Origin of the sequence: uncultured Tenacibaculum sp. (assembly GCF_947494125.1) — a bacterium.
GTDB lineage: Bacteria > Bacteroidota > Bacteroidia > Flavobacteriales > Flavobacteriaceae > Polaribacter.
The window spans coordinates 342,478-368,403 of the sequence record NZ_CANLTU010000001.1 but is presented as its reverse complement, the minus strand read 5'-3'; the positions used below and the strand labels follow the sequence as shown (position 1 = coordinate 368,403).

At 27.8% G+C, this 25,926-nt stretch carries 27 protein-coding genes; 13 read left to right on the top strand and 14 right to left on the bottom strand.

Going from position 1 to position 25,926, the window contains the following annotated elements:
• Nucleotides 1-8: 8 nt before the first annotated feature.
• Genes Q0881_RS01620 through Q0881_RS01610 form a run of 3 tightly spaced genes read right to left on the bottom strand, consistent with a single transcriptional unit; the run spans nucleotide 9 to nucleotide 2,598 of the window.
• The gene (locus Q0881_RS01620) at nucleotides 9-1,319 is read right to left on the bottom strand and encodes a hypothetical protein (protein ID WP_299156324.1); all 1,311 of its coding nucleotides are present in this window, start codon (nucleotides 1,317-1,319) and stop codon (nucleotides 9-11) included.
• On the bottom strand, nucleotides 1,320-1,862 hold the full coding sequence (locus Q0881_RS01615) for an RNA polymerase sigma factor (protein ID WP_299157008.1): 543 nt from the start codon (nucleotides 1,860-1,862) through the stop codon (nucleotides 1,320-1,322). It lies immediately after the preceding gene.
• Between the two features lie 25 nt (nucleotides 1,863-1,887).
• Complete coding sequence (locus Q0881_RS01610; protein ID WP_299156322.1) at nucleotides 1,888-2,598, bottom strand: hypothetical protein; 711 nt, start codon at nucleotides 2,596-2,598, stop codon at nucleotides 1,888-1,890.
• Nucleotides 2,599-2,672: 74 nt separating this feature from the next.
• Here Q0881_RS01610 and Q0881_RS01605 point away from each other — a divergent pair, with 74 nt between their 5' ends.
• The 8 genes from Q0881_RS01605 (at nucleotide 2,673) to Q0881_RS01570 (ending at nucleotide 10,117) form a co-directional block, all read left to right on the top strand.
• Nucleotides 2,673-3,647 (top strand): acyl transferase, encoded by a 975-nt coding sequence (locus tag Q0881_RS01605; RefSeq protein WP_299156321.1) that lies wholly within the window; start codon nucleotides 2,673-2,675, stop codon nucleotides 3,645-3,647.
• 63 nt (nucleotides 3,648-3,710) lie between these two features.
• Nucleotides 3,711-4,322, top strand: coding sequence for a TetR/AcrR family transcriptional regulator (locus Q0881_RS01600; RefSeq protein WP_299156319.1), 612 nt, complete (start codon nucleotides 3,711-3,713; stop codon nucleotides 4,320-4,322).
• Nucleotide 4,323: 1 nt separating this feature from the next.
• Nucleotides 4,324-5,610, top strand: a complete 1,287-nt coding sequence (locus Q0881_RS01595; protein WP_299156317.1) for a D-arabinono-1,4-lactone oxidase — start codon at nucleotides 4,324-4,326, stop codon at nucleotides 5,608-5,610.
• Nucleotide 5,611: 1 nt separating this feature from the next.
• Nucleotides 5,612-6,808: an alanine racemase gene (locus tag Q0881_RS01590; protein ID WP_299156315.1), complete on the top strand. Its 1,197-nt coding sequence runs from the start codon at nucleotides 5,612-5,614 to the stop codon at nucleotides 6,806-6,808.
• A 48-nt stretch (nucleotides 6,809-6,856) separates the two neighbouring features.
• Nucleotides 6,857-7,309 carry a YHS domain-containing (seleno)protein gene (locus Q0881_RS01585; RefSeq protein WP_299156313.1) on the top strand — a complete coding sequence of 151 codons (453 nt, stop codon included), beginning with the start codon at nucleotides 6,857-6,859 and terminating at the stop codon, nucleotides 7,307-7,309.
• Nucleotides 7,310-7,315: 6 nt separating this feature from the next.
• Nucleotides 7,316-7,750, top strand: a complete 435-nt coding sequence (locus tag Q0881_RS01580; protein ID WP_299156311.1) for a YHS domain-containing (seleno)protein — start codon at nucleotides 7,316-7,318, stop codon at nucleotides 7,748-7,750.
• Between the two features lie 111 nt (nucleotides 7,751-7,861).
• A complete protein-coding gene (locus tag Q0881_RS01575; RefSeq protein ID WP_299156309.1) occupies nucleotides 7,862-9,508 on the top strand; it encodes an FAD-dependent oxidoreductase in 1,647 nt (548 codons plus the stop codon).
• A 102-nt stretch (nucleotides 9,509-9,610) separates the two neighbouring features.
• Complete coding sequence (locus Q0881_RS01570; RefSeq protein WP_299156307.1) at nucleotides 9,611-10,117, top strand: hypothetical protein; 507 nt, start codon at nucleotides 9,611-9,613, stop codon at nucleotides 10,115-10,117.
• A gap of 79 nt (nucleotides 10,118-10,196) precedes the next feature.
• Here the strand turns inward: Q0881_RS01570 and Q0881_RS01565 are convergent, their stop codons facing one another.
• The 3 genes from Q0881_RS01565 to Q0881_RS01555 form a co-directional block, all read right to left on the bottom strand.
• Nucleotides 10,197-11,465 carry an MFS transporter gene (locus Q0881_RS01565; protein WP_299156306.1) on the bottom strand — a complete coding sequence of 423 codons (1,269 nt, stop codon included), beginning with the start codon at nucleotides 11,463-11,465 and terminating at the stop codon, nucleotides 10,197-10,199.
• Between the two features lie 9 nt (nucleotides 11,466-11,474).
• Entirely contained in the window at nucleotides 11,475-12,134 is a 660-nt protein-coding gene (locus Q0881_RS01560; RefSeq protein ID WP_299156304.1) for a hypothetical protein, read from the bottom strand.
• Nucleotides 12,135-12,360: 226 nt separating this feature from the next.
• Complete coding sequence (locus Q0881_RS01555; protein WP_299156302.1) at nucleotides 12,361-13,356, bottom strand: NAD(P)H-dependent glycerol-3-phosphate dehydrogenase; 996 nt, start codon at nucleotides 13,354-13,356, stop codon at nucleotides 12,361-12,363.
• Between the two features lie 97 nt (nucleotides 13,357-13,453).
• On the opposite strand from Q0881_RS01555, the gene dut reads away from it, so the two are divergent.
• On the top strand, nucleotides 13,454-13,885 hold the full coding sequence (gene dut / locus Q0881_RS01550; protein ID WP_299156300.1) for a dUTP diphosphatase: 432 nt from the start codon (nucleotides 13,454-13,456) through the stop codon (nucleotides 13,883-13,885).
• Here dut and Q0881_RS01545 read toward each other — a convergent pair.
• The 4 genes from Q0881_RS01545 to recA all read right to left on the bottom strand — a co-directional run bounded on the left by Q0881_RS01545 (nucleotide 13,882) and on the right by recA (nucleotide 18,129).
• Nucleotides 13,882-14,421, bottom strand: coding sequence for a GNAT family N-acetyltransferase (locus Q0881_RS01545; protein ID WP_299156299.1), 540 nt, complete (start codon nucleotides 14,419-14,421; stop codon nucleotides 13,882-13,884). The genes dut and Q0881_RS01545 overlap by 4 nt on opposite strands.
• Before the next feature lie 2 nt (nucleotides 14,422-14,423).
• Complete coding sequence (locus Q0881_RS01540) at nucleotides 14,424-16,115, bottom strand: amidohydrolase (RefSeq protein ID WP_299156297.1); 1,692 nt, start codon at nucleotides 16,113-16,115, stop codon at nucleotides 14,424-14,426.
• A 20-nt stretch (nucleotides 16,116-16,135) separates the two neighbouring features.
• Nucleotides 16,136-16,996, bottom strand: coding sequence for a GyrI-like domain-containing protein (locus Q0881_RS01535; RefSeq protein WP_299156295.1), 861 nt, complete (start codon nucleotides 16,994-16,996; stop codon nucleotides 16,136-16,138).
• Between the two features lie 125 nt (nucleotides 16,997-17,121).
• Nucleotides 17,122-18,129, bottom strand: a complete 1,008-nt coding sequence (gene recA, locus Q0881_RS01530) for a recombinase RecA (RefSeq protein ID WP_299156294.1) — start codon at nucleotides 18,127-18,129, stop codon at nucleotides 17,122-17,124.
• 116 nt (nucleotides 18,130-18,245) lie between these two features.
• Here recA and Q0881_RS01525 point away from each other — a divergent pair, with 116 nt between their 5' ends.
• The 3 genes from Q0881_RS01525 (at nucleotide 18,246) to Q0881_RS01515 (ending at nucleotide 20,864) form a co-directional block, all read left to right on the top strand.
• Nucleotides 18,246-19,037: an aldose 1-epimerase gene (locus Q0881_RS01525; protein ID WP_299156292.1), complete on the top strand. Its 792-nt coding sequence runs from the start codon at nucleotides 18,246-18,248 to the stop codon at nucleotides 19,035-19,037.
• Nucleotides 19,038-19,045: 8 nt separating this feature from the next.
• On the top strand, nucleotides 19,046-19,618 hold the full coding sequence (locus Q0881_RS01520) for a pseudouridine synthase (protein ID WP_299156290.1): 573 nt from the start codon (nucleotides 19,046-19,048) through the stop codon (nucleotides 19,616-19,618).
• Nucleotides 19,619-19,688: 70 nt separating this feature from the next.
• Entirely contained in the window at nucleotides 19,689-20,864 is a 1,176-nt protein-coding gene (locus Q0881_RS01515; RefSeq protein ID WP_299156288.1) for a T9SS type B sorting domain-containing protein, read from the top strand.
• Between the two features lie 2 nt (nucleotides 20,865-20,866).
• Here Q0881_RS01515 and Q0881_RS01510 read toward each other — a convergent pair whose 3' ends face one another.
• The 4 genes from Q0881_RS01510 to Q0881_RS01495 all read right to left on the bottom strand — a co-directional run bounded on the left by Q0881_RS01510 (nucleotide 20,867) and on the right by Q0881_RS01495 (nucleotide 23,558).
• Complete coding sequence (locus Q0881_RS01510) at nucleotides 20,867-21,307, bottom strand: GNAT family N-acetyltransferase (protein ID WP_299156286.1); 441 nt, start codon at nucleotides 21,305-21,307, stop codon at nucleotides 20,867-20,869.
• Nucleotides 21,307-21,741: a ribose 5-phosphate isomerase B gene (gene rpiB / locus Q0881_RS01505; protein WP_299156285.1), complete on the bottom strand. Its 435-nt coding sequence runs from the start codon at nucleotides 21,739-21,741 to the stop codon at nucleotides 21,307-21,309. Before rpiB ends, Q0881_RS01510 begins: the two co-directional genes overlap by 1 nt.
• A 663-nt stretch (nucleotides 21,742-22,404) precedes the next feature.
• Nucleotides 22,405-22,572: a hypothetical protein gene (locus tag Q0881_RS01500; protein ID WP_299156283.1), complete on the bottom strand. Its 168-nt coding sequence runs from the start codon at nucleotides 22,570-22,572 to the stop codon at nucleotides 22,405-22,407.
• 71 nt (nucleotides 22,573-22,643) lie between these two features.
• On the bottom strand, nucleotides 22,644-23,558 hold the full coding sequence (locus Q0881_RS01495) for a diacylglycerol kinase family protein (RefSeq protein ID WP_299156281.1): 915 nt from the start codon (nucleotides 23,556-23,558) through the stop codon (nucleotides 22,644-22,646).
• A gap of 115 nt (nucleotides 23,559-23,673) precedes the next feature.
• Here Q0881_RS01495 and rnr point away from each other — a divergent pair, with 115 nt between their 5' ends.
• Entirely contained in the window at nucleotides 23,674-25,869 is a 2,196-nt protein-coding gene (gene rnr / locus Q0881_RS01490) for a ribonuclease R (protein ID WP_299156279.1), read from the top strand.
• The last annotated feature ends 57 nt before the right edge of the window (nucleotides 25,870-25,926 follow it).

The window sequence follows — 25,926 nt, the reverse complement described above, 5'->3', positions numbered from 1 at the left end:
TTTTGTTTTTAAAATTTATATGACAATCCACTATATATACCTATAGTATAAGGTTGAAAACCATTTGCTTTATTAGAAAATGTATTCATGTGCACTTTAAACATTGGAGTAATATTAAAATTTAATTTATTATTCAATGAATAATTAAAATCAACTCCTAAGTTTCCACTAAAATTAATAGAGTTTAAATTTGTTGCTCTTCCTATTGTTTTAGATGTATTAAGTGTTTCTAATAAAATATTATTATTATTTAAAAATAATGTGCTAAAACCCGATACTAATTTGGTGTTAAATTTTTGTTTATTAATTAAAGTATACTTTACTTCAATTGGTATTTCTACATACCCAAATGTTTGTTTTAAATTAACTTTTTGTTCTGTTATATTTGCTCCACTTAGAATGGCTGAATTACTTGAAAATTCGTTGTTTATTAATATGAATGAAACATCTGAATTATAATTTACATTTTTAAAGTTACTTCCAGAAACATTAGATACCACAGAAAGATTATTTGTTGAAAAATCCAAATTTCTCTTAAAAAAACCAGTTTGTAAAGACCATTTATTATTTAATTTGTAATCTACTCTCACTCCATAAGAAATAGAATTATCTCCACTTGTATTTGAAGCTAGACTTTGATCTAAAGGTGATGTTTTAGAAAAAGAATTCGAATTTACTATGGCAACTGTTGGTATAACTGACCATTTTTTTTCAATTAATTTTACATCTTTAATACTATCCAATTTATTTACTTCTGCTAAAAAGTCTTTTTTCTTTTCAATATTAAAAACAGAATCTTTCTTAGCTACTATTTGTTCTTTTTCTATAGCAATTTTTTTATCAGATAAGAACCCTTCCTTATTATTCTTCTCCGTTTTTTTATGAGTAAATGCGGTGCTTTTTTTAAGAATAAAATCTGTATTAATTAAATTTTCTTCTTGTTTTGTTTGTGATTTATTTTCTTTTTTATTTTCTAAAATTTCTGAATTGTTGTTTTCTTTATATACTATTTCAGTATCAATTGTATCTTTCTCTATTCTTGGTATTTCTTTAAATAATGTCTTTTTATTTTCTTCAACTATTATTGGAACATTATTAAAAATATCATTTGATTGTGTTTTGTTTTTATTAAGAACAATAAGTATTCCTATAATTAAAACACCGGCAATACCACTATACCACCAAATAGGTAACACACGTCTTTTTTTCTTCTTTTGAAGTTTTGCTTCAATAGCATCCCAAATTTCTGGACTTGGAACAGTCTCTAAACTTTTAAGCTTTTCTTGAAACAATCGATCTATGTTTTTATAATCATCCATCTATGCTTCCTTTATTTTTTGATAATGTTTCTCTACTTTTTGTTTTAAAATTTTTCTTGCTCGAGACAAATTTGATTTTGATGTTCCTTCTGATATTTCTAATAAAGTTGCTATTTCTTTATGAGAAAAATCATCCAAAACGTATAGGTTAAAAACTAATCGATATCGATCGGGCAATTGTTGAATACTGTTTAATAGAAAATCTACATTTAAAGAGTTTTCGTTTATCATTATGTCATCTTCATGATCCTCTATAATTTCTTCTTTAATAATTCGTAATGGTGTTTTTTTTCTATACTTCTCTATAGCTATATTAATAGTTATTCTTTTTATCCACCCTTCAAAAGAACCTTTATGTCTAAATTGATTTATTTTACTGAAAATAGTTAAAAAACTATCTTGTAATGTGTCTTCAGCGTCTTCATAATTTTTAGAATATTTTAAACATATTGCAAACAACTTCTTTGCAAAAAGTTGATAAACTTCAGCTTGAGCCTTTATATCTTGTTGGCAACATTTTTGTATAAGTTCTTTTAGTTTAATGTGTTTAATATTTTATTAAAAATAATTAATATTTCAACACAGGAGATCCATTTACACAATCTACTTCTAATGGTTCTGATGGAACACTGCAATCTGAAACAATTCCCCATTTTTTATTATACTCGTCTTCTTTTTCTGTATAATCTCCTACTTTTTGTATAAATGCAGTTACATCTATTTTATTTGAATACGCAATATAACCTTGAAAGCCTCCACACCCCTTTGTTCCATAACCTATGAAATTCCAATCATTGCCATTTACACAAGTAACACTTGCTGATAATGTTTCTATTTCTGAAAATAATAACATTAATTTTTGGTGATCTTTTTCCTGATTTGTTAACGCTCTTTTTACAACTAATTGTTTTTCATTTACTGAAATAATTTTCCAATTAAAGTTCCCAGGAAACTCTTGAGATGTAACTTTTATAATTTTGTTATTTAACAAAAAACTCCCTTCTACATTATAAAATATTAACGGAGGTGTTCCACACCACCCAGATGTTCTTTGTATAAAAGCTCCATTCTTTTGAAAAGAAACTCCATATGCTTCGTTCGGAAGTTTATTAATACGTTTAAAAGTAGTAGTTTCTGTATCTGAATTATAAATAGCATTTGTCCAATTCCCTATTAATAGATTATCTGAATCTATAACTATTTCATCATTATTTTGACAGGAAATTACAGTTATAAATAAAGTGAATACTATAGTTTTTAACCAATAAACGTTCTTCATATCTTATTCTTTACTTACTAGATGAAGAAAAATTAAAAAGGTTGCGTTAAATACTATTATTTTTGTCAAACCTTATGAAAGAACAAGTTTTTAACATACAATCAAAAGAAGAATTTAAAAAAGTAGCTTTAAACGTTTTTAAGCACCAGTTTAAAAATAATAAAGTGTACCGTTCGTTTTGTGATTTATTATACATCCATCCATCCGATGTACAAACAATTGAACAAATTCCTTTTTTACCAATTCAATTCTTCAAAACTAAGAAGGTAGTATCATCAACAAATGAAATTCAAGAAACCTTTTCAAGTTCAGGTACTACTGGTAATGTTACCAGTAAACATTTAGTTACCGATTTATCATGGTATGAAACTAGTTATTTAAAAGGTTTTGAGTATTTCTATGGAGATATTAAAGATTATACTGTTTTAGCTTTATTACCTAATTATTTAGAACGAAAAGGCTCTTCTTTAGTTTATATGGTTAACGACCTTATTAAACGATCAAAACAGCCAGAAAGCGGTTTTTACCTTAATAATTTATCTGAATTAGCTAAAAAACTAATAGAATTAGACAAAAAAGGTCAAAAAATATTACTAATCGGAGTTTCCTTTGCTTTATTAGACTTAATTGAGCAATATGATTTCAATCTTAAAAACACCATAATAATGGAAACTGGTGGTATGAAAGGTAGAAGAAAAGAGCTTATTAGAAATGAATTACATCAAATATTAACGAATGGATTTGGAGTTCAACAAATTCACTCTGAATATGGAATGACCGAATTATTAAGTCAAGGATATTCAAAAGGAAATGGTGTTTTTAATTGCCCTCCATGGATGCAAATTTTAACAAGAGATACTGAAGACGCGCTCTCAATTTTATCAAAAGAAAAATCTGGCGGAATTAATGTTATTGACCTAGCAAACTACAACTCTTGTTCTTTTATTGCTACGCAAGATTTAGGAAAAGTATACACAGATACTAGTTTCGAAATTATTGGTCGTTTTGATAATTCTGATATTCGTGGTTGTAATTTAATGGTTTTATAAAAAAACAAACCAAATGGTCTGTTTCTGTTTTTTTCTCTATATTTGAGAAAATTACAGTTTATAATGGCTAAACAAGGAAGAGAAAAAATAATATCAACTGCTTTTACTTTATTTTTAAATAAAGGTTATAAAAAGACTAGTTTAAATGATATTATTGAAGCTACCAATTCTTCAAAAGGAGCCATATATCATCATTTTAAAAGCAAACATGCTATATATTTAGCTGCTTTAGATGAATACTTTTTTAAACTATATGAAGACCTTTTAATTGAAGACTCTAATGAATCTTTGTTAGAAAGAATAAAAAATAGGTATTCGTTTTTTGTCAATTTAATTGATTTTGTTGAAAAATCTGATAATGGTCTCACCTACCCTATTCGTAGATATTTTTTGTTTCAATTAGAAAGTGAAGAAGATGAAACTGTACGAACAAAAATTATTGAAACTTTACGTGATTACCATAAAGAAATAGAGAATATTGTTCATTCTTCTTTAAAAAACAACGAAATAAAAATAACCCTTCCAGTTTCAATCATTGCACAACAATTAATGAGTATGATTGAAGGAATAGCAATCCATCATTCTACTCTAGAAAAAAATAGCAAATCGTTCTTATTAAAAAAGTTTGATGAAGTTATTCAACCTTACATAAACTTAATAATAGACAACAATTAATATGAAAAATTGGGCAAATAACGTAGAATGGAATCCACTAGAAATACTATACCCTGCTTCAGAAAAAGAAATCCAAGATGTTGTTTTAAGAGCGATTCACCTTAATAAAAAAATACGTGTTATTGGATCTGGTCATTCATTTACTCCACTATGTAGTACCAATCAAATATTAATAAGTTTAGATAAATATCAAGGTAAAATAGCTATAAATAAAGAAAAAAATCTAGCAACAGTTAAAGCAGGAACAAAATTGTCGTTACTGGGAGAATTGTTATTTAAAGAAGGGCTTGCTATGGAAAATTTGGGCGATATCAATGTTCAATCCATAGCAGGAGCTATAAGTACAGGAACGCACGGGACCGGTGTAAATTTAAAATCTATAAGTAATCAAGTAACAGCTTTAAAATTTGTAAACGGAAAAGGAGAAATTATTGAATGTTCACAAACTAAAAACATTGAATTATTTAAAGCAGCTCAAGTTTCTTTGGGTTGTTTAGGTATAATTACTGAAATAACTATACAGTGTGTTCCAACTTATAAACTAAACCTTCAAAATAAAAAAGAAAAATTAAGTGATGTTTTGGCAACTTTAAAAGAAAGAAACTCACAAAATAGAAATTTTGAATATTATTGGATTCCTTACACAAACACTGCATGGACCAAAACATCAAACATTGTTGAAGATTCAGAACCAGATAAAGTTAACTTTTTTAATTATTGGACCGAATTTGTTTTAGAAAACTATGTTTTTAAAGTGTTTTGTGAGTTTGCAAAACTGTTTCCTTCTCAAAATAAAATAGTAGCTAATATTACTGCAGCAAGTATAAGTAATGTAGACAAAACATATTACAGTCATAAAGTATATGCAACTCAACGATTAGTAAAATTTCATGAAATGGAATATAATATTCCTTCGGAAGCTTATGATGATGCTTTTAAAGACATAAAAAAAATAGTGAATTCTAAAAAATTTAATATTCACTTCCCAATTGAAAATCGTTGGGTTAAAGGAGATGACGTATTTATGAGTCCTGCTTATGAAAGAGACTCTGCATACATCGCTTGTCATGTATATAACAAGAAAGAATACAAAGCGTATTTCAAAGCTTTAGAAGAAGTTTTTAAAGCTTATAACGGAAGACCTCATTGGGGTAAAATGAATACTTTCACAACTCAAGATGTTATAAATATGTATCCAAAATTTGATGTTTTTATGTTACATAGAAAAGAACATGACCCACAAAATATATTTGTGAATCCGTATCTTCAAACCTTATTTGATATTTAAAATGGATACATATTTTGAGAATCTAAATAAAAAACTTAAAAATTACCAAAGAGCAATTCCTTGTTTATTGGTAGATTTAGATGTCTTAGATAAAAATATAAATACTTTACAATCAAACTTAAGACCTAATGCAGACCTTAGAATTGTAGTAAAATCTTTACCTTCTTTAGATTTAATCGATTATATATTACAAAAAATAAATACGCATAAGTTGATGGTTTTTCATCAACCTTTTTTAACTGATTTAGCTTCTAAATTAGATAATGAAAAAGATGTCTTGTTAGGCAAACCAATGCCTATAAAAACTGCAGAATATTTTTATCAAAATTTACCACAACAAACAAATGAATTTAATCCTTATACACAAATTCAATGGTTGGTAGATACCAAAGAGCGAATTCAAGAATACATTCATTTAGCAAAACAACTTCAACAAAAAATACGATTAAATATTGAAATTGATGTTGGTTTGCATCGAGGTGGTTTTTCTTCTTTAGAACTATTAAAAGAAGGACTTGAACTTATAAAAGAAAATTCTAATTTTATAGAGTTCTCAGGTTATATGGGCTATGATCCTCATGTGGTAAAGCTTCCAAAAATTATACTTTCAGAAAAAAAAGCTTTAAAAAAAGCCAATGAATTTTATAAACAATGTAAAAATGAAGTTCAACAAAATTTTCCTTCATTATGGAAGGAAAATTTAACGTTTAACGGAGCTGGAAGTCCTACATTAAATTTACATAAAACAAAAGAATCACCTATTAATGATATTGCAATTGGCTCTTGTTTTGTAAAACCTACAACTTTTAATATCCCTTCATTAGAAGAGTTTCATTCTGCAGCTTTTATTGCTACTCCTATTTTAAAAAAATTCAAAAACACAACGATTCCTGGCATTGAAAAATTTAAAAGTCTTTTAAATTTTATAAATCCAATTAATAAGCAATCATATTTTATATACGGTGGATATTGGAAAGCTAGTTATTATTATCCTAAAGGAATAAAAGAAAATAGTTTGTTTGGGCATTCAACAAATCAAACAATGATAAATGCTTCAAAAAAAATAAATCTAAAAATAGACGATTTTGTGTTTTTAAAACCTCAACAAAGTGAGTTCGTTTTTTTACAATTTGGGGAAATACTTCCTATTAGAAATGGAAAAATTCTAAAAGCTTGGCAATTATTAAAAAATAAATAATTGTAATTATATATCTTTTTCATCGACTATCTTTAAAATTAAAAAACGATGAAACAAATTCTTACACTGCTGTTACTAACAGTTTCTACTGTTTTACTAGCTCAAAAAACAGATTATAATACTAAAAAAGGATACGTAGCTGAAGGCTTTGATGTAGTATCATACTTTGAAGATGAAAAACCTTTAGAGGGAAAAAAGAAGTTTCAAACCACATATGATGGAACCAAATTTAAATTCTCTTCAGAAAAAAACTTAACTCTTTTTAAAGAGAATCCTGTAAAATATATCCCTCAATATGGTGGTTATTGTGCATATGCTGTAGCTGAAAAGAAAAAGAAAATGTATATAGATCCAGAAGTATATGAAATACGTGATGGTAAATTATATCTTTTTTACAGTTCTTGGATAGGAAGTAAACTTGGTGATTGGCAAGAAGGTGATGTGAAGAAAAGACAAATGAAAGGTGATAAAAATTGGGAAACATTAAAGCTTAAAAAATAACAATAGATGAAAAAATTATGGATTTTGTTTGTACTTATATCAACAACTATAGTTGCACAAGAGTACAATACTAAAAAAGGAGCAGTAGCCAATGGTTATGATGTAGTAGCTTATTTTTCTAACAAAGCTGTAAAAGGAAATAAACAAATTACAACAAAACATGATGGTGTTTCTTTTCGTTTCTCATCCCAAGAAAACTTAAATTCATTTAAAAAGAATCCAAAAAAATATATTCCACAATATGGTGGATACTGTGCATACGCTATTGGTAAAACAGGAGAAAAAGTAAATGTTAACCCAAAAACTTTCGAAATAAGAGATGGGAAACTTTACTTGTTTTACAACTCTTGGGGAACCAATACACTTGAGCTTTGGCAAAAAGAAGGAGCAGATGAATTAAAAAATAATGCAGATAAAAATTGGAAACAAATAAATCATTAATTTAATTTATTTGTTTCAATGGTAACTATAAAAGGGTTGAGTTTTTCAACTCTTTTTTTATGATATCTACTTACTTTTTATTCTTATTTTTGTTAGGTAAAAAAATATTCTATGAACAAATTTTCATTTTTTAACCGAACAAATACTCAAAAAGAAATACAAGAAACTGAATTTGATATTTTAATTATCGGAGGAGGTATTACTGGAGCAGGAATTGCTTTAGATGCTGCTTCTAGAGGAATGAAAGTTGCTTTAATAGAAAAGAATGATTTCGCCTCTGGTACCTCAAGTAAATCAACAAAATTAATTCATGGAGGTTTACGATATTTAAAGCAATTTGATTTTTGGTTGGTTAAAGAAGTAGGTACCGAACGAGCAATTGTTCATAAAATAGCTCCACATTTAGTTATTCCAGAAAAAATGATTTTGCCTTTAATTGATGGTGGAACTTATGGTTCTTGGTTAACTTCTATAGGTTTAAAAGTATACGATGTATTAGCTTCTGTAGAAGGAGATGATAAACGAAAAATGCTCGATAAAAATGAAGCGCTGGAAAAAGAACCTTTATTACCAGAAAATATTTTAAATGGGGCGGGTTATTATGCAGAGTATCGTACAGATGATGCTCGTTTAACTATAGAAGTATTAAAAACAGCCAGTCAATACAACGCTCAAATACTTAATTATACAAAAGCTAACGAATTTATTTATAAGAATAAACGAGTAGTTGGTGCTAAAGTAACAGATCAATTTACCAATGAAAATTATGATATCAAGGCTAAATATGTAGTAAATGCTGCTGGTCCTTGGGTTGATGAACTTCGTCAAATAAATAATTCTAAAATTGGTAAAAGATTACATTTAACTAAAGGTGTACATTTAGTTGTAGCTCATGAAAAATTACCTGTAAAACAATCAGTTTATTTTGATGTTCCAGACGGACGAATGATGTTTGCTATTCCTCGTGGAAAAGTAACTTATTTTGGTACTACCGATACCAATTTTCAACAGGATAAAAATACTGTAGAAACAAGTGATGTTGATGCTATGTATTTAATAGCAGCTGTTAATAATATGTTTCCTGAGGTAAATTTAGTAATTGACGATATTCAATCTTCTTGGGCAGGTTTACGCCCTTTAATTCATGAAGAAGGAAAATCTGCTTCTGAACTTTCTCGTAAAGATGAAATTTTTGTTTCAGACACTAAATTAATATCAATAGCTGGAGGTAAACTAACAGGGTACAGAAAAATGGCAGAGCGTATTGTTGATTTAGTTGCTAAAAAAATGGCTCGTCGTTTTGAAATTGAATTTGATCCAATTCAAACAGAGGATATAATATTAGCAGGAGGTCCATTTCAAAATTACAAATCTGTAAATTTATATATAAATCAAATAGCTGAAAATCTAAAAAACTACGGCCTTACTAAGACTGATGCTGCATATTTAGTTCACAACTATGGAAAACAAACCGATTTAATTATTGATAAATTTGACGAACTAAAAGAAGAAAATAATGAGCTTCGTTTATTAAAATCTGAAGTTTGGTTTACTATTCAACATGAGATGACCTGCACTCCTACTGACTTTTTTATGCGTAGAACTGGACGATTATTCTTCGATAAACCTAGTGTTGATACTTATAAAGGTGCTGTTTTAAAAGAATTTTCAAATTATTACAATTGGTCGGATACTGAAAATCAGAAGTATTTACAAGAATTAGATGATAAAATAAAACTTACTGTAAACTTTAACTAATCACTTTACATAATTTAATTGTTAGAAAAAAAAAGTATTATATCTTTGGCAGGCTTAAAAAGCCCCTTAAATAGTTTTTCTACAATTAATAATTAACGTAAAATGAAACATAAAATATTTGTATTTATATTTGTATTAAGTAGTCTTATTGCTAAAAGTCAAACAAGCAATATTATTACTTCTTCGGAATTTGATGGAATTAAAATAAATGCTACTTCGTTAAGTGATCTAAAAAAAACAAATGGTAATCAACCTGCTGTTGAAAAATTATTAGGTGCCGCTGCTTCTTTTAGTGTAAATGAAACTGATACTTATTGTTATTTTACATTTAATGGTCTAAAAGTAGATTTTTCTACTATGGATAAAAGTAATCCTTATATAGAATCTTTTGAAGTTAATACTAATGCTTCATCTATTACCATAAAAGGAGCAAAGATTACAATTGGAGACAATATTAGTAAATTAGGTGATATTGTATTTAGTGTAGGTAGAAACGGTTCTAAAAGTATTTTATATACTGTTTGTGAAGACTGTGATAGCTTTATTAATATTGAATTTGATCAAGCTACCAATATCATAACTAAAATAAGTTATTTAGACATGTCTTAAAATAAGTTATTTATAATATAAAACCCCATTAGAAAATTTTCTAATGGGGTTTATTTTTTTATCACAAGGCTAAAAAATATTATTCCATCTTCTCATGCTCCTCTAGATCTTTGGTTAGATCTAACCTTCTTAAGGTTGGGTTTATGACTCCTGTTGTAATTACTGTAATTAAAGTCATGGTACCACCAAAAACAACAGCAGTTACAGTTCCCATTAATTTTGCTGTAAGACCACTTTCAAAAGCACCAAGTTCATTAGAAGATCCAACAAACATAGAATTTACAGAGGCAACTCTACCTCTCATATGATCAGGTGTTTTTAACTGCAAAATCGTTTGACGAATTACCATTGAAACACCATCGGTAACTCCACTAAAAAATAAGGCTACAATAGAAATCCAAAACACAGAAGAAAGTCCAAATACAATAATACATGTTCCAAATCCAAAAATAGCCGCTAGAAGCTTCATTCCTGCATTCTTGCTAATTGGTATATAGGCTGTAATTAGCATCGTTAAAAAGGCTCCTATAGCTGGTGCGGCACGTAATGCGCCAAACCCTTCTGGCCCAACTTTTAAAATATCTTGTGCATATACTGGTAATAAAGCCACAGCTCCTCCAAACAATACAGAAATCATATCTAAAGTAATGGCTCCTAGAATAGCTTTTGTTTTAAAAACAAAACGAACACCTTCTTTTAAACTCTTCATAACAGGTTCTCCTATTTTCGGATTTAAAATAGGTTTCTTTTTAATTAAAAAGACCATTAAAAATGAAAATACAACTAAACCAAAAACTATACATAATGACCAATGTACTCCCATCCAAGAAATTGTAAACCCAGCAAAAGCAGGTCCTAATACTGAAGCAATTTGCCATGTTGAACTACTCCAAGTAGCTGCATTTGGATATAATTTTTTTGGTACTATTAAAGCTATTAAAGAGAAAATAGTTGGTCCAAAAAATGAACGCAAAAATCCACCAAAAAAAACTAAACCATAAATAGCATATAAAACCGTATTTGTTTCCCAACCTTCAATAAAACTAGGTAAAGTTAAAAAGAATAAGCCTAAACTTATTAATGAAAATACACCAATACAAAGCGCTAATAAATTTCGTTTTTCTTTCTGATCTACAATATGCCCTGCAAATAATGCCATAGACACTGCTGGTATTACTTCCATTAAGCCTATAATACCTAGTGATAATGGATTTTTAGTAATACTATATACTTGCCATTCTATAATAATAAATTGCATAGACCATGCAAATACCAAGGCAAAACGTACTAAAAGGAAAATATTAAACTCTTTAATTCTTAGTGAAGCGTAGGGATCTTTCTTTTCCATTCTATTTTTTTAATTCAATTTTAAATCCATTAAAATGGCAAATGTTTCGTTTACATCTTCTTCTTTTACAACAATAGTCATTTCATGTGTCGTAGATATTACCTCTTGTACTGCTATGTTTGCCCAAGCAAATTGTTTTAAAATAAAATAGTAAACTCCAGATTGTTCTAAATTATCTTTAGGTAATTTTATAGTTATTGAGGCTAAATCGTTTACATTATTAATTAATGTTTCACGTTTAAAAATTTCTTCAACGTATGGTTGTAAGTTTTTACTAGTAACAATATTTGTTTCAAATATTCCTTGAGAAACCGTTAAGAAATAATCATTACTATCAGCAGATTTGCTTAATATTTTAGCTATTTCTTTTAATAAAGAAGTGGTGTTTTTAAATGTAAAATCACACAAATCTGAACGTACAATTACATCTCCTAAATCAAGAGCCAAACGTTTTATGTTTTTACGCACTCTTAATTCATTTGCTGGAGATAGCCTATTTATAGCCATCATAACTGCACCTACTTTAACCTCCTTTTTCAAAAGTTTAGATACTTCTGGTAGAATTTCTCTTGCTAAAGAAGATACATTTATTAACTTCTCATTTAAAGCTTCTTCAATAAACGGAGTTTTTCTAATTGTAATTTCTACAGCCTCTTGTATCGTTTTCATTATTGTTTAATTTTAAACGAATCTATAAAATTTTAAACTAACTGTGAAATTATTTATTAATTTAAAAAATAAATATATTTTACAAAAAAGTTTGTCAATCAGAATTTTAAATTAAATTTGTCGTTATTGTAATTCGTTACAAAACCTACACACAACTCAATTATAGAAGCGATTGATGAGCAGACTTCTTTTTATTAAGAAGGATTATTTGTACAAATGCAGACAACTAATCTAATCTATTTGTTAACTTTAAAAACTCATCTTTCGCTTCTTTTTTGCCGTATAACACGTTATATACAGCCTCGATAATAGGAGTTTTTGCACCATTTTTTAGATTAATTTCATATGCACTCTTAGTCGCATAGTAGCCTTCTGCCACCATACTCATTTCAAACATAGCTGATTTTACAGTATATCCTTTCCCAATCATATTTCCAAACATTCTGTTTCTACTAAAAACCGAATATCCTGTAACTAATAAATCTCCTAAATAGGCCGAATTATTAATATTACGTTTCATTTTATGAACTTTTTTAATAAATCGTTTCATTTCACGAATCGCATTACTCATTAATACCGATTGAAAATTATCTCCATATCCTAAACCATGAGCTATTCCTGCTGCTATTGCATAAATATTTTTTAACATGGCAGCATATTCAGTACCAATAATATCGTCAGATATTTTCGTTTTTATATAACGTCCGGCAATAAATTCACTTAAATCTTTTGCTTTTTGTTCATCTTGACAAGCCAATGTTAAATATGAAAGTCGTTCCATAGCAACTTCTTCTGCATGACATGGTCCAGTAATTACGCCGATATTTTCAAAAGGAACATTATGAATATCATGAAAATGCTCTCCTACAATAAGTCCAGTTTCTGGTACAATACCTTTTATCGCTGAAAAAATTATTTTGTTTTCAAGTGAAATAGATAGTTTTTCTAATTCTGTTTTCAAAAATGCTGATGGAATTGCAAATATTAAAATATCGTAATTTTCAACGATATGATTCATATTATCAGACAAATCTAATTGTTCTGGATGCAATTCTGCTGAACTTAAATAACTAGGATTATGCTTATTACGTTTTATATGTTCTATTGCATATACACTTCGCATATACCAACCAATAGTATCAAGGTTTTCTGATAACATTTTTACAATGGCTGTTGCCCAACTTCCTCCACCTAAAACCGCTATTTTGGTTTGCTTACTCATATTGTAGTTTGTTTGTTATACAAAATTAATAAAACTATAACCTACTTTCTATAACTTAAGGGTATTATATTTGAAGGTTGAAAAATTTTTGAAGAATATGAACGTACAAATTATAAACAAATCTAAGCATCAAACTCCTGCTTATGAAACCGAAGGTTCTGCAGGAATGGATTTACGTGCAAATATCGATGCCGCAATTACTTTAAAGCCATTAGAACGCGCTATTATAAAAACTGGTTTATTTATTGCTTTACCCGTTGGTTTTGAAGCTCAAGTTCGTCCACGTAGTGGATTGGCTGCAAAAAAAGGAATCACTGTTTTAAATTCTCCTGGTACTGTAGATGCTGATTATAGAGGAGAAATCGGAGTGATTTTGGTAAACTTGTCTAATGAAAACTTTATTGTTAACGATGGTGAGCGCGTTGCACAATTAGTAATTGCTAAACATGAACGTGTAAACTGGCAAGAAGTTACTGTTTTAGATGAAACTGAACGTGGTGCTGGTGGTTTTGGTAGTACTGGAGTTTAAGTTAACTTTTTATAAAGTTGACTCATTTTTCTAACATTATCATGTAACAACTCAAAATCTAAAAAACAATGTGAATGGTATTGGTACCCTAACTTTTTATAAAACTCAAAAGCTTGTGGTTGCTCGTTCATAGCATCCAACCAAATCAATTCATATTGTTTTTTTTCTGCTTCTTTTTCTAACCAACTCAAGAGCCTCTTCCCTATCCCATTTCCATGCGTTTTTGAATGTAAATAAACTCGATGTAGTTTTACACATTTTTTCTCTTCAAAACCAGCTAGTTTTTTATCCCAAATAATTCTGAAATTACCAATTATTTCATTTTTAAATAGCACAAAATAGTACTGTGCATTTTCTTCTAAAAGTTCCTTTTCTATATTCTCTTTTGAATATTGACTATCTACATACCAATCTCCAAAATCTTCCCAAAAATGACTATATGCAGCTGGGTAAACTTCTTTCATTAATATAAAAAGAGATTCCGAATCTGTAACCGAAATCTCCTTTAATTGTATCTTTTCTGATATGTTTATCAAGGTTATTTTTTATAAATTTCTTTCCCGTTAAAAATAGTCAAAATAACTTTTGTCTGCTTAATTTGTGTTGGAGGAATTGTAAATATATCTTTATCTAAAACTACAAAATCTGCTAATTTTCCAACTTGTAAAGAACCTACTTTATCTTCTTGTCTCATTACATAAGCTCCATTAATTGTATAGGCTTTAATTGCTTCTTCTAATGTTATATTTTGAGGTACTCTTGTTATTGCATTTTGTAATCCTACAAACGGATTTAATGAACTCACATTCCAATCGCTACTTAACGTTAACCTTGCCTCTGCTTCTTTTAATGATTTTATAGGTACTTGATTGTCTGCTAATGTGCTTCCTAATAAATGATCATTATCATGCCAATATTGTGGTTGTGTAAATTCTCCTGCCACTTGTGCATCTGCTGTTACATTTAATTCTTTAAATCGATTCATATCTGCTGTAGTAATCATTTCTACATGTGTTAATCGATGTCTTCCCTTAGCAGTTCCACTTTTTTGAATTGCATTTAAGGCTTCAGTTACTCCTCTATTACCAATAGCATGTATATGAAAATCAAAACCTATAGATTCTAATTCTTGAATATATGTAGCAATTCTGTCTTCAGTAAAATAATTTAAACCATTGTTTGTTGACTGTTTAAAATAATCTTCTTTATAATTGGAATGCAATGCTGCTGTGGTATTGTGCGTAATTCCATCAGAATACAATTTGATTTGATTTATTTTTAAGAAACTGTTTTCATTATTTAAAAACAATGTTTTTAACGATGCTATTTGACTTGCATCTTCTGCTGTTGGATATGCCCATAGTCCTAAATTAAAACGTGCTGTTAATTTACCATCTTCTGCTAAATTTTTCCACGTTTTATGTTGGTCTCGTTTCCAATAGGTCCTAGCATCTGAAACCGATGTGATTCCATGTTTTGCTAATTCTGGTAATACATAACTCACCATTCCGTCATATTCGCCATTAGCATCTTTTAAAGCTTCAACTGCTTTTTGAAACACAACATCTCCTGCATTGTCTATTAAAATACCTAATAATTTGCCATTCTCTTTCATTATTATTCCGCCTTGCGGATTTTTGCTAGTTACAGTAATTCCTGCTAACTCCAAACCTTTAGAATTTATCCACATAGAATGTGAAGTTTGTTCCATAATAATTACCGGCCGATCTGAAACTGCTTCATCAATAATTTTTAAAGGACTTCTTTTGGCTTCTAATAATGCACCTATAGAATGTCCAAACCCTATTAACCATTTTACATTCGGATTGTCTTTTGCTGCTTTTTTTATTGTTGGAATATAATTCTCTGCATTGTTTTCATTTTCATTTAATGTAAACGCTGTTGTTGTTGATCCTACTTCCATGGGATGCATGTGTACATCATGGAAACCAGGTAATACTACCTTTCCTTGTAAATCAATTTTTATAGCTCCTTTTTCAACCTTTTTTTCTGCTTCTGAATTAGATCCTACAAAAACTATTTTATTTTTATCAATAATTAATGCTTCTGCCCAAGGTTCTGCATCATTCACTGTAAAAATTTTACCATTAAAGTACATTTTTTGCGTACTTAAATTTGCTTTTATTATAGCTATATCTTCTTTTTTTGTACAAGATTTAGTAGATAAAATCAAGCTAAAAATTATGGCTATTATTTTCATTTTCTTCATTTTAATGTCGATTTTAAAAATCAACCTTTTAAAGGTACATAAATTTCTGTTTCGTATTCGTTTGGGTTCTCTGTATGAGATTCGTGTTTTGTATAAAATTCTAAAAAAGGATCTTCGGATATTTCTTTATCTGTTGTAAACAACCAACTACTAAATATTTTATCATAGGTTTTACTAATAGATTGATAATTTCCTATATGTGTAAAAACTGCATATTCTTTACTTGGTATATTTTTTACTTTAAATTTTTTATTAGGTATTTTTAAAGTATCATCTATTACTAAGCATGCATCGTAATTGTACGTTATATTTTCAGAAATAATAGGCTCATCCCAAATAATTCCAAAAGATTCAAGTTTATCTGTTCTTACATGATAGCTTTCAACTTCTTCTATTAATTGATTCCAAATTTCATCAACTTTAACGCTATAATAATCTCCTCTATACGTTTTATACACCACTTTTTTTGTTTCTAAAACAGTAATTCTGTCTTCATAAAAAGGCATAATTGTATTTATTTTTTTACTATTTTTTTTAAGAATTTCTTCTTTTTTATTTCTATAAACAGCTGGTGTTATTCCAAAATGTTTTTTAAAAGATTTACTAAAAGATTGTACATCTGCATACCCCACTTTTTCGGCTATTAGCCTAATTTCATCTTTTGAAAATAATAACATTTTAGCACTGTTTTCTATTTTTACTCTTGTTACATAAGCTCCTATAGTTTCATTATAATATGCTTTAAAAATACGTTGGAGATTTCTGTATGAAAAATTAGATAGCTCTTCTAACTCTTCTATTAAAATCTTTTCACTGTATTGGGTTCGTAAATAGGAAACTACTTGTTGTAACCGGTTTTTATAGAATTCTTTTGTTTCCATACCACAAATGTAAATTGAAGATATTATTCAGCCTTTGTCTTAAATTGACAAACTAAAATATACAAAAAAAAGCTGTTGAATATTTCAACAGCTTTTAGTAATAGTTAGAACTTTTAATTTAAAACTTAATCTTGATTTTCAATAGCATCTTTTATTTTACCTTCAAGTTCTTCTGCTAATTCAGGGTTGTCTTTAATTAAATTTTTAACTGCATCTCTACCCTGCCCTAACTTCGTATCTCCATAGCTAAACCATGAACCACTTTTCTTTATAATTCCGTATTCAACACCAATATCTAAAACTTCTCCAACTTTAGATATTCCTTTCCCATACATAATATCAAATTCTGCAATTTGAAATGGTGGCGCTACTTTATTTTTTACAACTTTTACTTTCGTACTATTACCCATAACTCTATCGCCATCTTTAATTTGTGTTCTACGACGAATGTCTAAACGTACTGATGCATAAAATTTTAAAGCGTTACCTCCTGTTGTTGTTTCTGGGTTACCAAACATTACTCCAATCTTTTCACGTAATTGATTAATAAAAATAACCGTACATTTTGTTTTACTAATGGTACCTGTTAATTTACGTAATGCTTGAGACATTAAACGAGCGTGTAATCCCATTTTAGAATCTCCCATCTCTCCTTCTATCTCAGATTTAGGTGTTAATGCTGCTACCGAGTCTATTACAACAATATCAATAGCTCCTGAACGGATTAAATTATCAGCAATTTCTAATGCTTGTTCACCATGATCTGGTTGAGAAATTATTAAATTGTCTGTATCTATTCCTAAACTTTCTGCATAAAAACGATCAAATGCATGTTCTGCATCTATAAAAGCTGCAATACCTCCTGCTTTTTGAGCTTCAGCAATTGCATGTAATGTTAAAGTTGTTTTACCTGATGATTCTGGTCCGTAAATTTCTATAATTCTACCACGAGGATATCCTCCTACACCTAAAGCTAAATCTAATCCTAAAGATCCTGATGAAATTGCTTCAATATCTTCAACTTGACTATCTCCTAACTTCATCACCGAACCTTTTCCATAAGTTTTATCTAACTTATCTAAGGTAAGTTGAAGCGCTTTTAATTTTGCTTCTTTTTCTTTATCTGCTGCCATAAATCGTGTTAATTATATTATAAAATAAGAGACGCTAAGTTATAAAAAACTCCTCTTATTTTCCTATCTTTTTTATGCTACATTTTGTAATATTGTTTTCCTTAATTTTTTAAAAAATGGATTTTAATATTTTTTTAAAAAGTATACATAGTTCTGCTACCATAAATAAAGGGGAACTTGTTAGTTTTATTGTTAACAACGAAGAACTTATACATAATAAAGAAGCTCTAGGTTGGAATGCTTCCGATATTGAAATGTTTCCTATAATTGGGCCTACGAAACTTAATAACTATACTATTGAAACTTTAAATGGTTTAGGTAAACAAGATCAGCATGGATTGTTAAGAGAACTTGATTATAAATTAATTTCTAATAATGATTCAACTGCTATTTTTGAAAAAAAATATGTAAAAAATACACGTATAAAAAACTCAAAATTTCCTAATAAATCTTCTCAAGAATATTTGTTTTGGCCTTATGATTTTGTTTTTAGAAAGCATATTTCAATTAAAAAATCATCTTTGAAAATTGATTTTGAAATTATTAGTAATAAAGAAATGCCTTATATGTTAGGCTATCATCCTAGTTTTAAACTCTCTGGTTCAGGAAATGAATTAATTAAAACTAAAGAAAAAGAAATTACGTTGAATGATATTTTTCAAGTGGGTTCTGCCGCTTATAAAGTTTTAAATACTAATGAAATTAGTTTAATTAAAAGTAGCACACCAAGTATAAAAATTACGACCGAAAATTTTAATAATTTTATGTTATGGACAGAAGTTAATAACATGGTTTGTATTGAACCTATTACTCAATATCCATTGTTAACAACTCAAAAATATTCAGAAGAAAATATGAGAATAAGTACTGGTAAAGATTTATTTTCAATAACAATTAGCACTTTATAAAGTCTTTTATGCAGCATCGTCATTTTATTATTCATAAACCTTATGGTTTTCTTTCTCAGTTTATTACCAATCAAAAAAAAGGAGGTAAACATAAAATGTTAGGAGAATTACATAGTTTTCCAGAAGGCACTATGGCTATTGGCAGATTAGATGTAAAATCAGAAGGTTTATTATTGTTAACAACTGATGGTAAAGTGAGTGATTTTATTACTACCAAAGGTAAAGTTGAAAAAGAATATTATGTGCAAGTTAACGGACAAATTACTTCTACAGAAATAGAACAATTAAAGAATGGTGTTGAAATTGGTTTTGATGGAAAAAAATACATGACCAAACCATGTGAAGTTAACATGATTGATATTCCAGATTTACCTGAACGTTCTAAAAAAATACGTGACGATCGTCATGGACCAACTTCTTGGATTTCTGTAACTTTAACTGAAGGTAAATTTAGACAAGTTCGTAAAATGACTTCAGCTGTTGGGTTTCCAACATTACGTTTAGTTCGTGTTCGTGTTGGGAATTTTTTATTAGGAAAAATGGAATCTGGAGAGGTAAAAGAATTAAAATCTATAATATAATACCCTTTCTTTAATAATTTTATTCTGTAAAATAATTTTCTGTATATTACAGAAAATCATTTTATTATAAATGAAAAAAGTTATATTAACATATTTCATTTTATTTTCTGTAAGTCTTTTCTCACAACAGACTTATGTTCCTGATGATAATTTTGAACAAGCTCTAATTAATAAAGGATATGACAGTGGTCCTTTAGATGATTATGTTCTTACTTCTAATATTAATTCTATAAAAGAAATATTTCTTATGAATTTAAATATATCAGACTTAACTGGTATAGAAGATTTTACTGATTTAAATCATCTTCAAGTAAATAACAATAACCTTAATACTATAAGCGTAAACAACTTACTAAAGTTAAACACTTTATCTTGTGAAAATAATAATATTACATTTTTAGATATTTCTAATAATATTAATCTTAAAAATCTATTTTTAGATAATAATTCTCTTCAAAGTTTAAATACAGATAAAAATATTTTACTTTCTTTTATATCTATTGTTAATAACAATATAGAAAGTTTAAACTTTTCTTTAAATACAGAATTAACACTAGTTGAACTTAATAATAATAATCTTAATTTTTTAGACTTAAGAAATAATAAAAATGAAGAAATAAATGTTTTTAACTCTAAAAATAATCCTAATTTAAAATGCATATTTGTTGATACTATAGCTTATAGTAATACTAATTGGTTAAATATAGATAGTACTTCTTTTTTTGTTGAAACTGAAAAACAATGTAATAATATATCTTGTAATATTAATGTTGATGAGTTAAATGATATTAATACTTGTAATTTTTTTATACTTCCTTCATTAAATCATGGTGCTTTTTTTTCTGAATCTGGAGGAAAAGGAATGATATTAAATACTGGTGATATTATATCAAATTCTCAAACAATTTATATATATAATGTTGATATAAATGATGCTGATTGCTTTAAAGAAAGTAGTTTTAAAGTTACTATATGCGAATCTCCAACAGAAAAAGAATCATTTCCATATTTTTTTACTCCTAATAATGATGGTGTAAATGATTATTGGAAAATTAAATCTATAAAAAAAATTAAGAGAGTTTTAATTTATAACAGATTTGGAAAACTCATATCATCTCCTATCCCAGAAATAGGCTGGGATGGTTTAAGTAATGGTAAAAAAGTAGAATCTAATAGTTATTGGTATAAAATAATTTTTGATGACGATTCTTTAAAAATTGGGTATTTTTCTCTTTTAAGAAACTAAGTTTAGTCTCGTATCATTTTAATATGCGGAATACCATCTTCTAAATAGTCTTCTCCTATTTTTATAAAACCGTGAGATTCGTAAAATTTCTTTAAATATGTCTGAGCAGAAATAGTAATTTTTGTTTCATTGTAGTTATCAACAACGGCTTGTATAGAAGCTTTAATTAAATCATGACCATAACCATACTTTCGCTCAGTTTCTTTTATTATAACTCTACCAAAGCTTGGTGTATCAAAATATTCTCCACTATTAAACAAACGTGTATACGCTATAATTTTACCTTTTTTAATACCTAAAACGTGTAGTGCTTTTTGATCTTTCCCATCAATATCCTGATATACACAGTTTTGCTCTACAACAAAAACTTCAGAACGTAATTGAAGTATCTCATACAATTCTGAAGTTGTTAGCTCTTTAAATGTTTTTACTATAAAATTCATTAGCAATTACAAGCTATTTTATTTACTCTATTCGCATGACGTCCACCTTCAAATTCTGTAGCTAAAAATAACTTAACAAAACCTAAAGCTTGTTGTAAAGACACAAAACGAGCTGGAATTGTTAAAACATTAGCATTATTATGTTGACGTGTTAATTCAACCAATTCATTGTTCCAACATAAAGCAGCACGAACTCCTTGATGCTTATTAGCTGTCATTTGAGCTCCATTACCACTTCCACATAAAATAATACCCATTTCTGCTTGTTCAGTTTCTACAGCTTCAGCTGTTGGATGAATAGCATCTGGATAATCCATACTATCATTTGTGTTAGTTCCAAAATTAATAACCTTATGTCCTAACTCTTCTAAAAGATTTATTATTTCAAATTTATATTCGGTACCTGCATGGTCATTTCCGATGGCAATTGTCATAATTTGTTGATTTTAATTTAGTTGTGAGTTACAAAAATACAGTTATTCACGGTTATCAACAGTAATTAACAATGCTTTTTTTGCTATTCTTAATAACCTCTTTAATATTAAGGACTTAAACTATATTACTTAATTGTTAAGAACTACTAGTATATTTTAAAAAGATTATTTGATTATTTGCATTTTTTTTACAATACAAGAACTAGTTTTACATATGCAACTTTTTTTTTGAGTTTTTAACTAACATTTATCAACATAAAATTAACCCTTTATTTACATTGAAATTAAAAATATCTATTCATAATTTTTAGTGAACTACTGTTTATAAGTTTTGTTAATAACTCTAAATCATAGTTGATTTTTAAGATTTTATAAACTTAATAACTTGTTTATTTTATTTAATAAGTGATATCACCAAATATTGAAACAATTATTTATTGTACATATTAACACACTATAATAACAATCATTTCTTTTTTTAAATTTTTAAAATCTTTTATATTAATTATATTATATGTTAATAACATCTATTTTTAAAAATTTTAAATCAATGTATTTTTAAAAAACAAGTTATGTTTCTTTTCTAAAAGAAGAAAAGAGTACTAGAGTAAGTTATAAAACTAGATTTGTTTATAAGTAAGATACTTGGTTATAAAAATGCTTTTAAGCAGTTTTTTGTAGTTTTTTTATAAGGTAAACACTGTCTTTAGCTTTAACTAATTCAGTAGGTGTTTTTTTATTCAACGTAGTGTTTATACTTATTACGGTTACAATAATTCCTGTAATAAATATGAATAAAAATAAAGCGATAATTTTTCTTAGATTTTTCATCTTTAACGACTTCTTATTATAAAGACGTTAAATTTTAAGAAATGTTACATTTTTCTTAAGATTTCTTTAACTTATTGTGGTGTAATGAATTGAATTGCTCTATGTATTAGACTAACTTTTACGGTTCCTTGCCCAATTAACTCTCCATCAGCTTGAATAAATGGTTTATCATTTACTACAGTTGGAGTTATTAACAAAGTATTTGATAAATGTGTTTCTACCTTCCTATGTTTGGTAATTAAACCGTTATATAATTTTTTAATATTGAGTATTAAGTCGCTTAATGTGAGGTTTTTAGCAATAGTAATATCAAATAAACCATTTGTAGAATCTTTATAATCAGTTAGTTGCATTCCACCAGCAGAATATTTGCAAATTCCAAACAGGGTCATTAAACATTTAGTTTCAATGAGTTTATTGTTAACTTCTACTTTAAAAGTTGTTTTTTTATAAAATAATAAGCCAGCAATACCACTTAATAAATAAGCAATTGCACCAAAACGTTTTAATTTATTTAGTTTATTAACAACATATCCGTCATAACCAATACCGGCAACATTATTAAAATAAGATGTTTTGTCTTTTAATTCTAAACAACCAATATCCTGGTATATTTTATTTTTATTTTTAATTAAAGCTACAGCCTTTTCAATATTTTTTGAAATTCCATAGGTTTTAATCCAATCATTTCCAGTACCTAAAGGAATAACACCTACCGTAATTTCTTCAGTTTTTACTATATTTTGTTTCATTATACCATTTACAATATGATGTAATGTACCATCACCACCAACAGAAATTATATTTTTATAACCTTGATTTATAGCGTTTTGAACTAACTCTATTTCATGTTGAGAATATTCAGTTTTTGAATATTTATAAGTTATTTGATGAGAATTTAATTGTTTTTGTATTTCATTCCACAGTTCATTAAAATTCCCATTACCAGCAATAGGATTAACAATTATAAACCAAGATGTTTGCATAAAAAAATAAATTAAAGTCCGACAAAGTACAAAATAGAATTGATAACTGTTATTTAATTAACGAGGTGTAATTTTATTCGTACTTTGGTGGAAAATTATTAAAGACGAAAGATTCATGACTAGAAAGAAAAAAATCTACAAGAAAAAAGGGAAAATTATTAAAGATCTTACCCGAAATATTTTTAGAATTCTTAACGAAGACAGTTCAAAACATTACAATTATAAACAAATTGCTGGTAAAATGGGAATTTCCGATACTGATGGAAAAACTCAAGTTTTAAAAAAATTAGCAGAATTAACAGCAAGTCAAAAAATTAAAGAAATAGATAGAGGTAAGTACCAAATAAATGAAGATAGAAAATATCATGTTGGTACATTAGATGTTACATCAAATGGAAATGCTTATTTTATTTCTGAAGATTTTGAAAATGACATTTTTGTACCATCAGTAAATTTAGGTAAAGGTTTACATGAAGACACTGTTAAAGTTTATGTGTACAAAAAGAGAAGAAGTAATAAATTGGAAGCAGATGTTGTTGAAATTTTAGATAGAGCTAAAACAGAATTTGTTGGTGTTTTACAAATGAATAAAAACTTCGGTTTTGTTGTTCCTGATAACAACAAAATGTATGCTGATATTTTTATATCTCAAAACAAACTTAATGATGCTGAAGATGGCGATAAAGTAGTTGCAAAAATTACTGATTGGCCAGAAAATTCTAAAAACCCATTTGGAAAAATTACACAAGTCTTAGGTAAACCAGGAGATCATAATACAGAAATTCATTCAATTTTATTAGAATATGGTTTGCCTTATGAGTTTCCTAAAGAAGTAGAAGAAGATGCTCAAAAACTTTCTTTAGAAATTACAGAAGAAGAAATTGCAAAAAGACGTGATATGCGTGGTGATTTAACTTTTACTATTGATCCAAAAGATGCAAAAGATTTTGATGATGCATTATCATTTACAAAATTAGAAAATGGTAATTACGAAATAGGAATTCATATTGCAGATGTTTCACACTATGTACAACCAAAAACTATTTTAGATAATGAAGCTTATGATAGAGCAACATCTGTTTACTTAGTTGATAGAGTGGTGCCTATGTTACCAGAAATGTTAAGTAATGGTGCATGTTCATTAAGACCAAATGAAGAAAAATTAACTTTTTCGGCAGTATTTGAAATGAATGAAAAAGCACAAATTATTAACAAATGGTTCGGTAGAACAGTTACGTATTCTGATAAACGTTTTGCTTATGAAGAAGCACAAGCAATTATAGAAACAAAAAAGAATATTATACCTGCTGATGTTTCTCTAACAGGAGAAGCTTATGAAGTAGATGAAAATATAGTTGAAGCTACATTAAAATTAGATGAATTAGCAAAAAAAATGCGAAAGAATCGTATGAGTTCTGGAGCAATTTCTTTTGATAGAGTTGAAGTAAAATTTAATTTAGATGAAGAAGCAAATCCAATAGGAGTTTTCTTTAAAGAAGCGAAAGATGCTAATAAACTAATTGAAGAATTTATGTTATTAGCTAATAAAAAAGTAGCTGAATTTATTGGGTTTACTAAAGGAAAAGTAACTAAAAATACATTTATTTATCGTGTACATGATGAACCTAATATTGAAAAATTAGCATCATTACAGAATATTATTGGAAAGTTTGGTTATAAAATTAATACAGAAAATAAGCAAACAACATCACAATCGCTTAATAAATTATTAGCAGATGTTCATGGTAAAGGAGAAGCTAATATGGTTGAAACCCTAGCTATACGTTCTATGAGTAAAGCAGAATATACTACTCAGAATATTGGACATTATGGTTTAGCTTTTGATTATTACAGTCATTTTACATCGCCAATTCGTCGTTATCCAGACGTAATGACACATCGTTTATTGCAACATTATTTAGATGAAGGAAATTCACCTAAAGCAGAAATTTATGAAGAAAAGTGTAAACACTCTTCAAAAATGGAAGAATTAGCATCTAAAGCAGAAAGAGATTCTATTAAGTATATGCAAGTTAAGTATATGCAAGATCATAAAGATGAGGAATTCGAAGGAGTTGTTTCTGGTGTAACAGAATGGGGAATCTATGTAGAAATAGCCTCTAATAAATGTGAAGGAATGGTTCGTATTAGAGATGTAAAAGATGATTATTATATTTTTGATGAAAAGCAGTATGCTATTGTAGGTCAATCAACTAAAAACATGATTCAATTAGGAGATACTGTTGTTGTAAAAGTAAAAAAGACAGATTTAGAGCGTAAGCATTTAGATTTTGATCTAATTTCACATTAATTTTATTCACTTTGTAACAATAAATTTTAATATTTGTCTTTATAGTAATGGTATAAT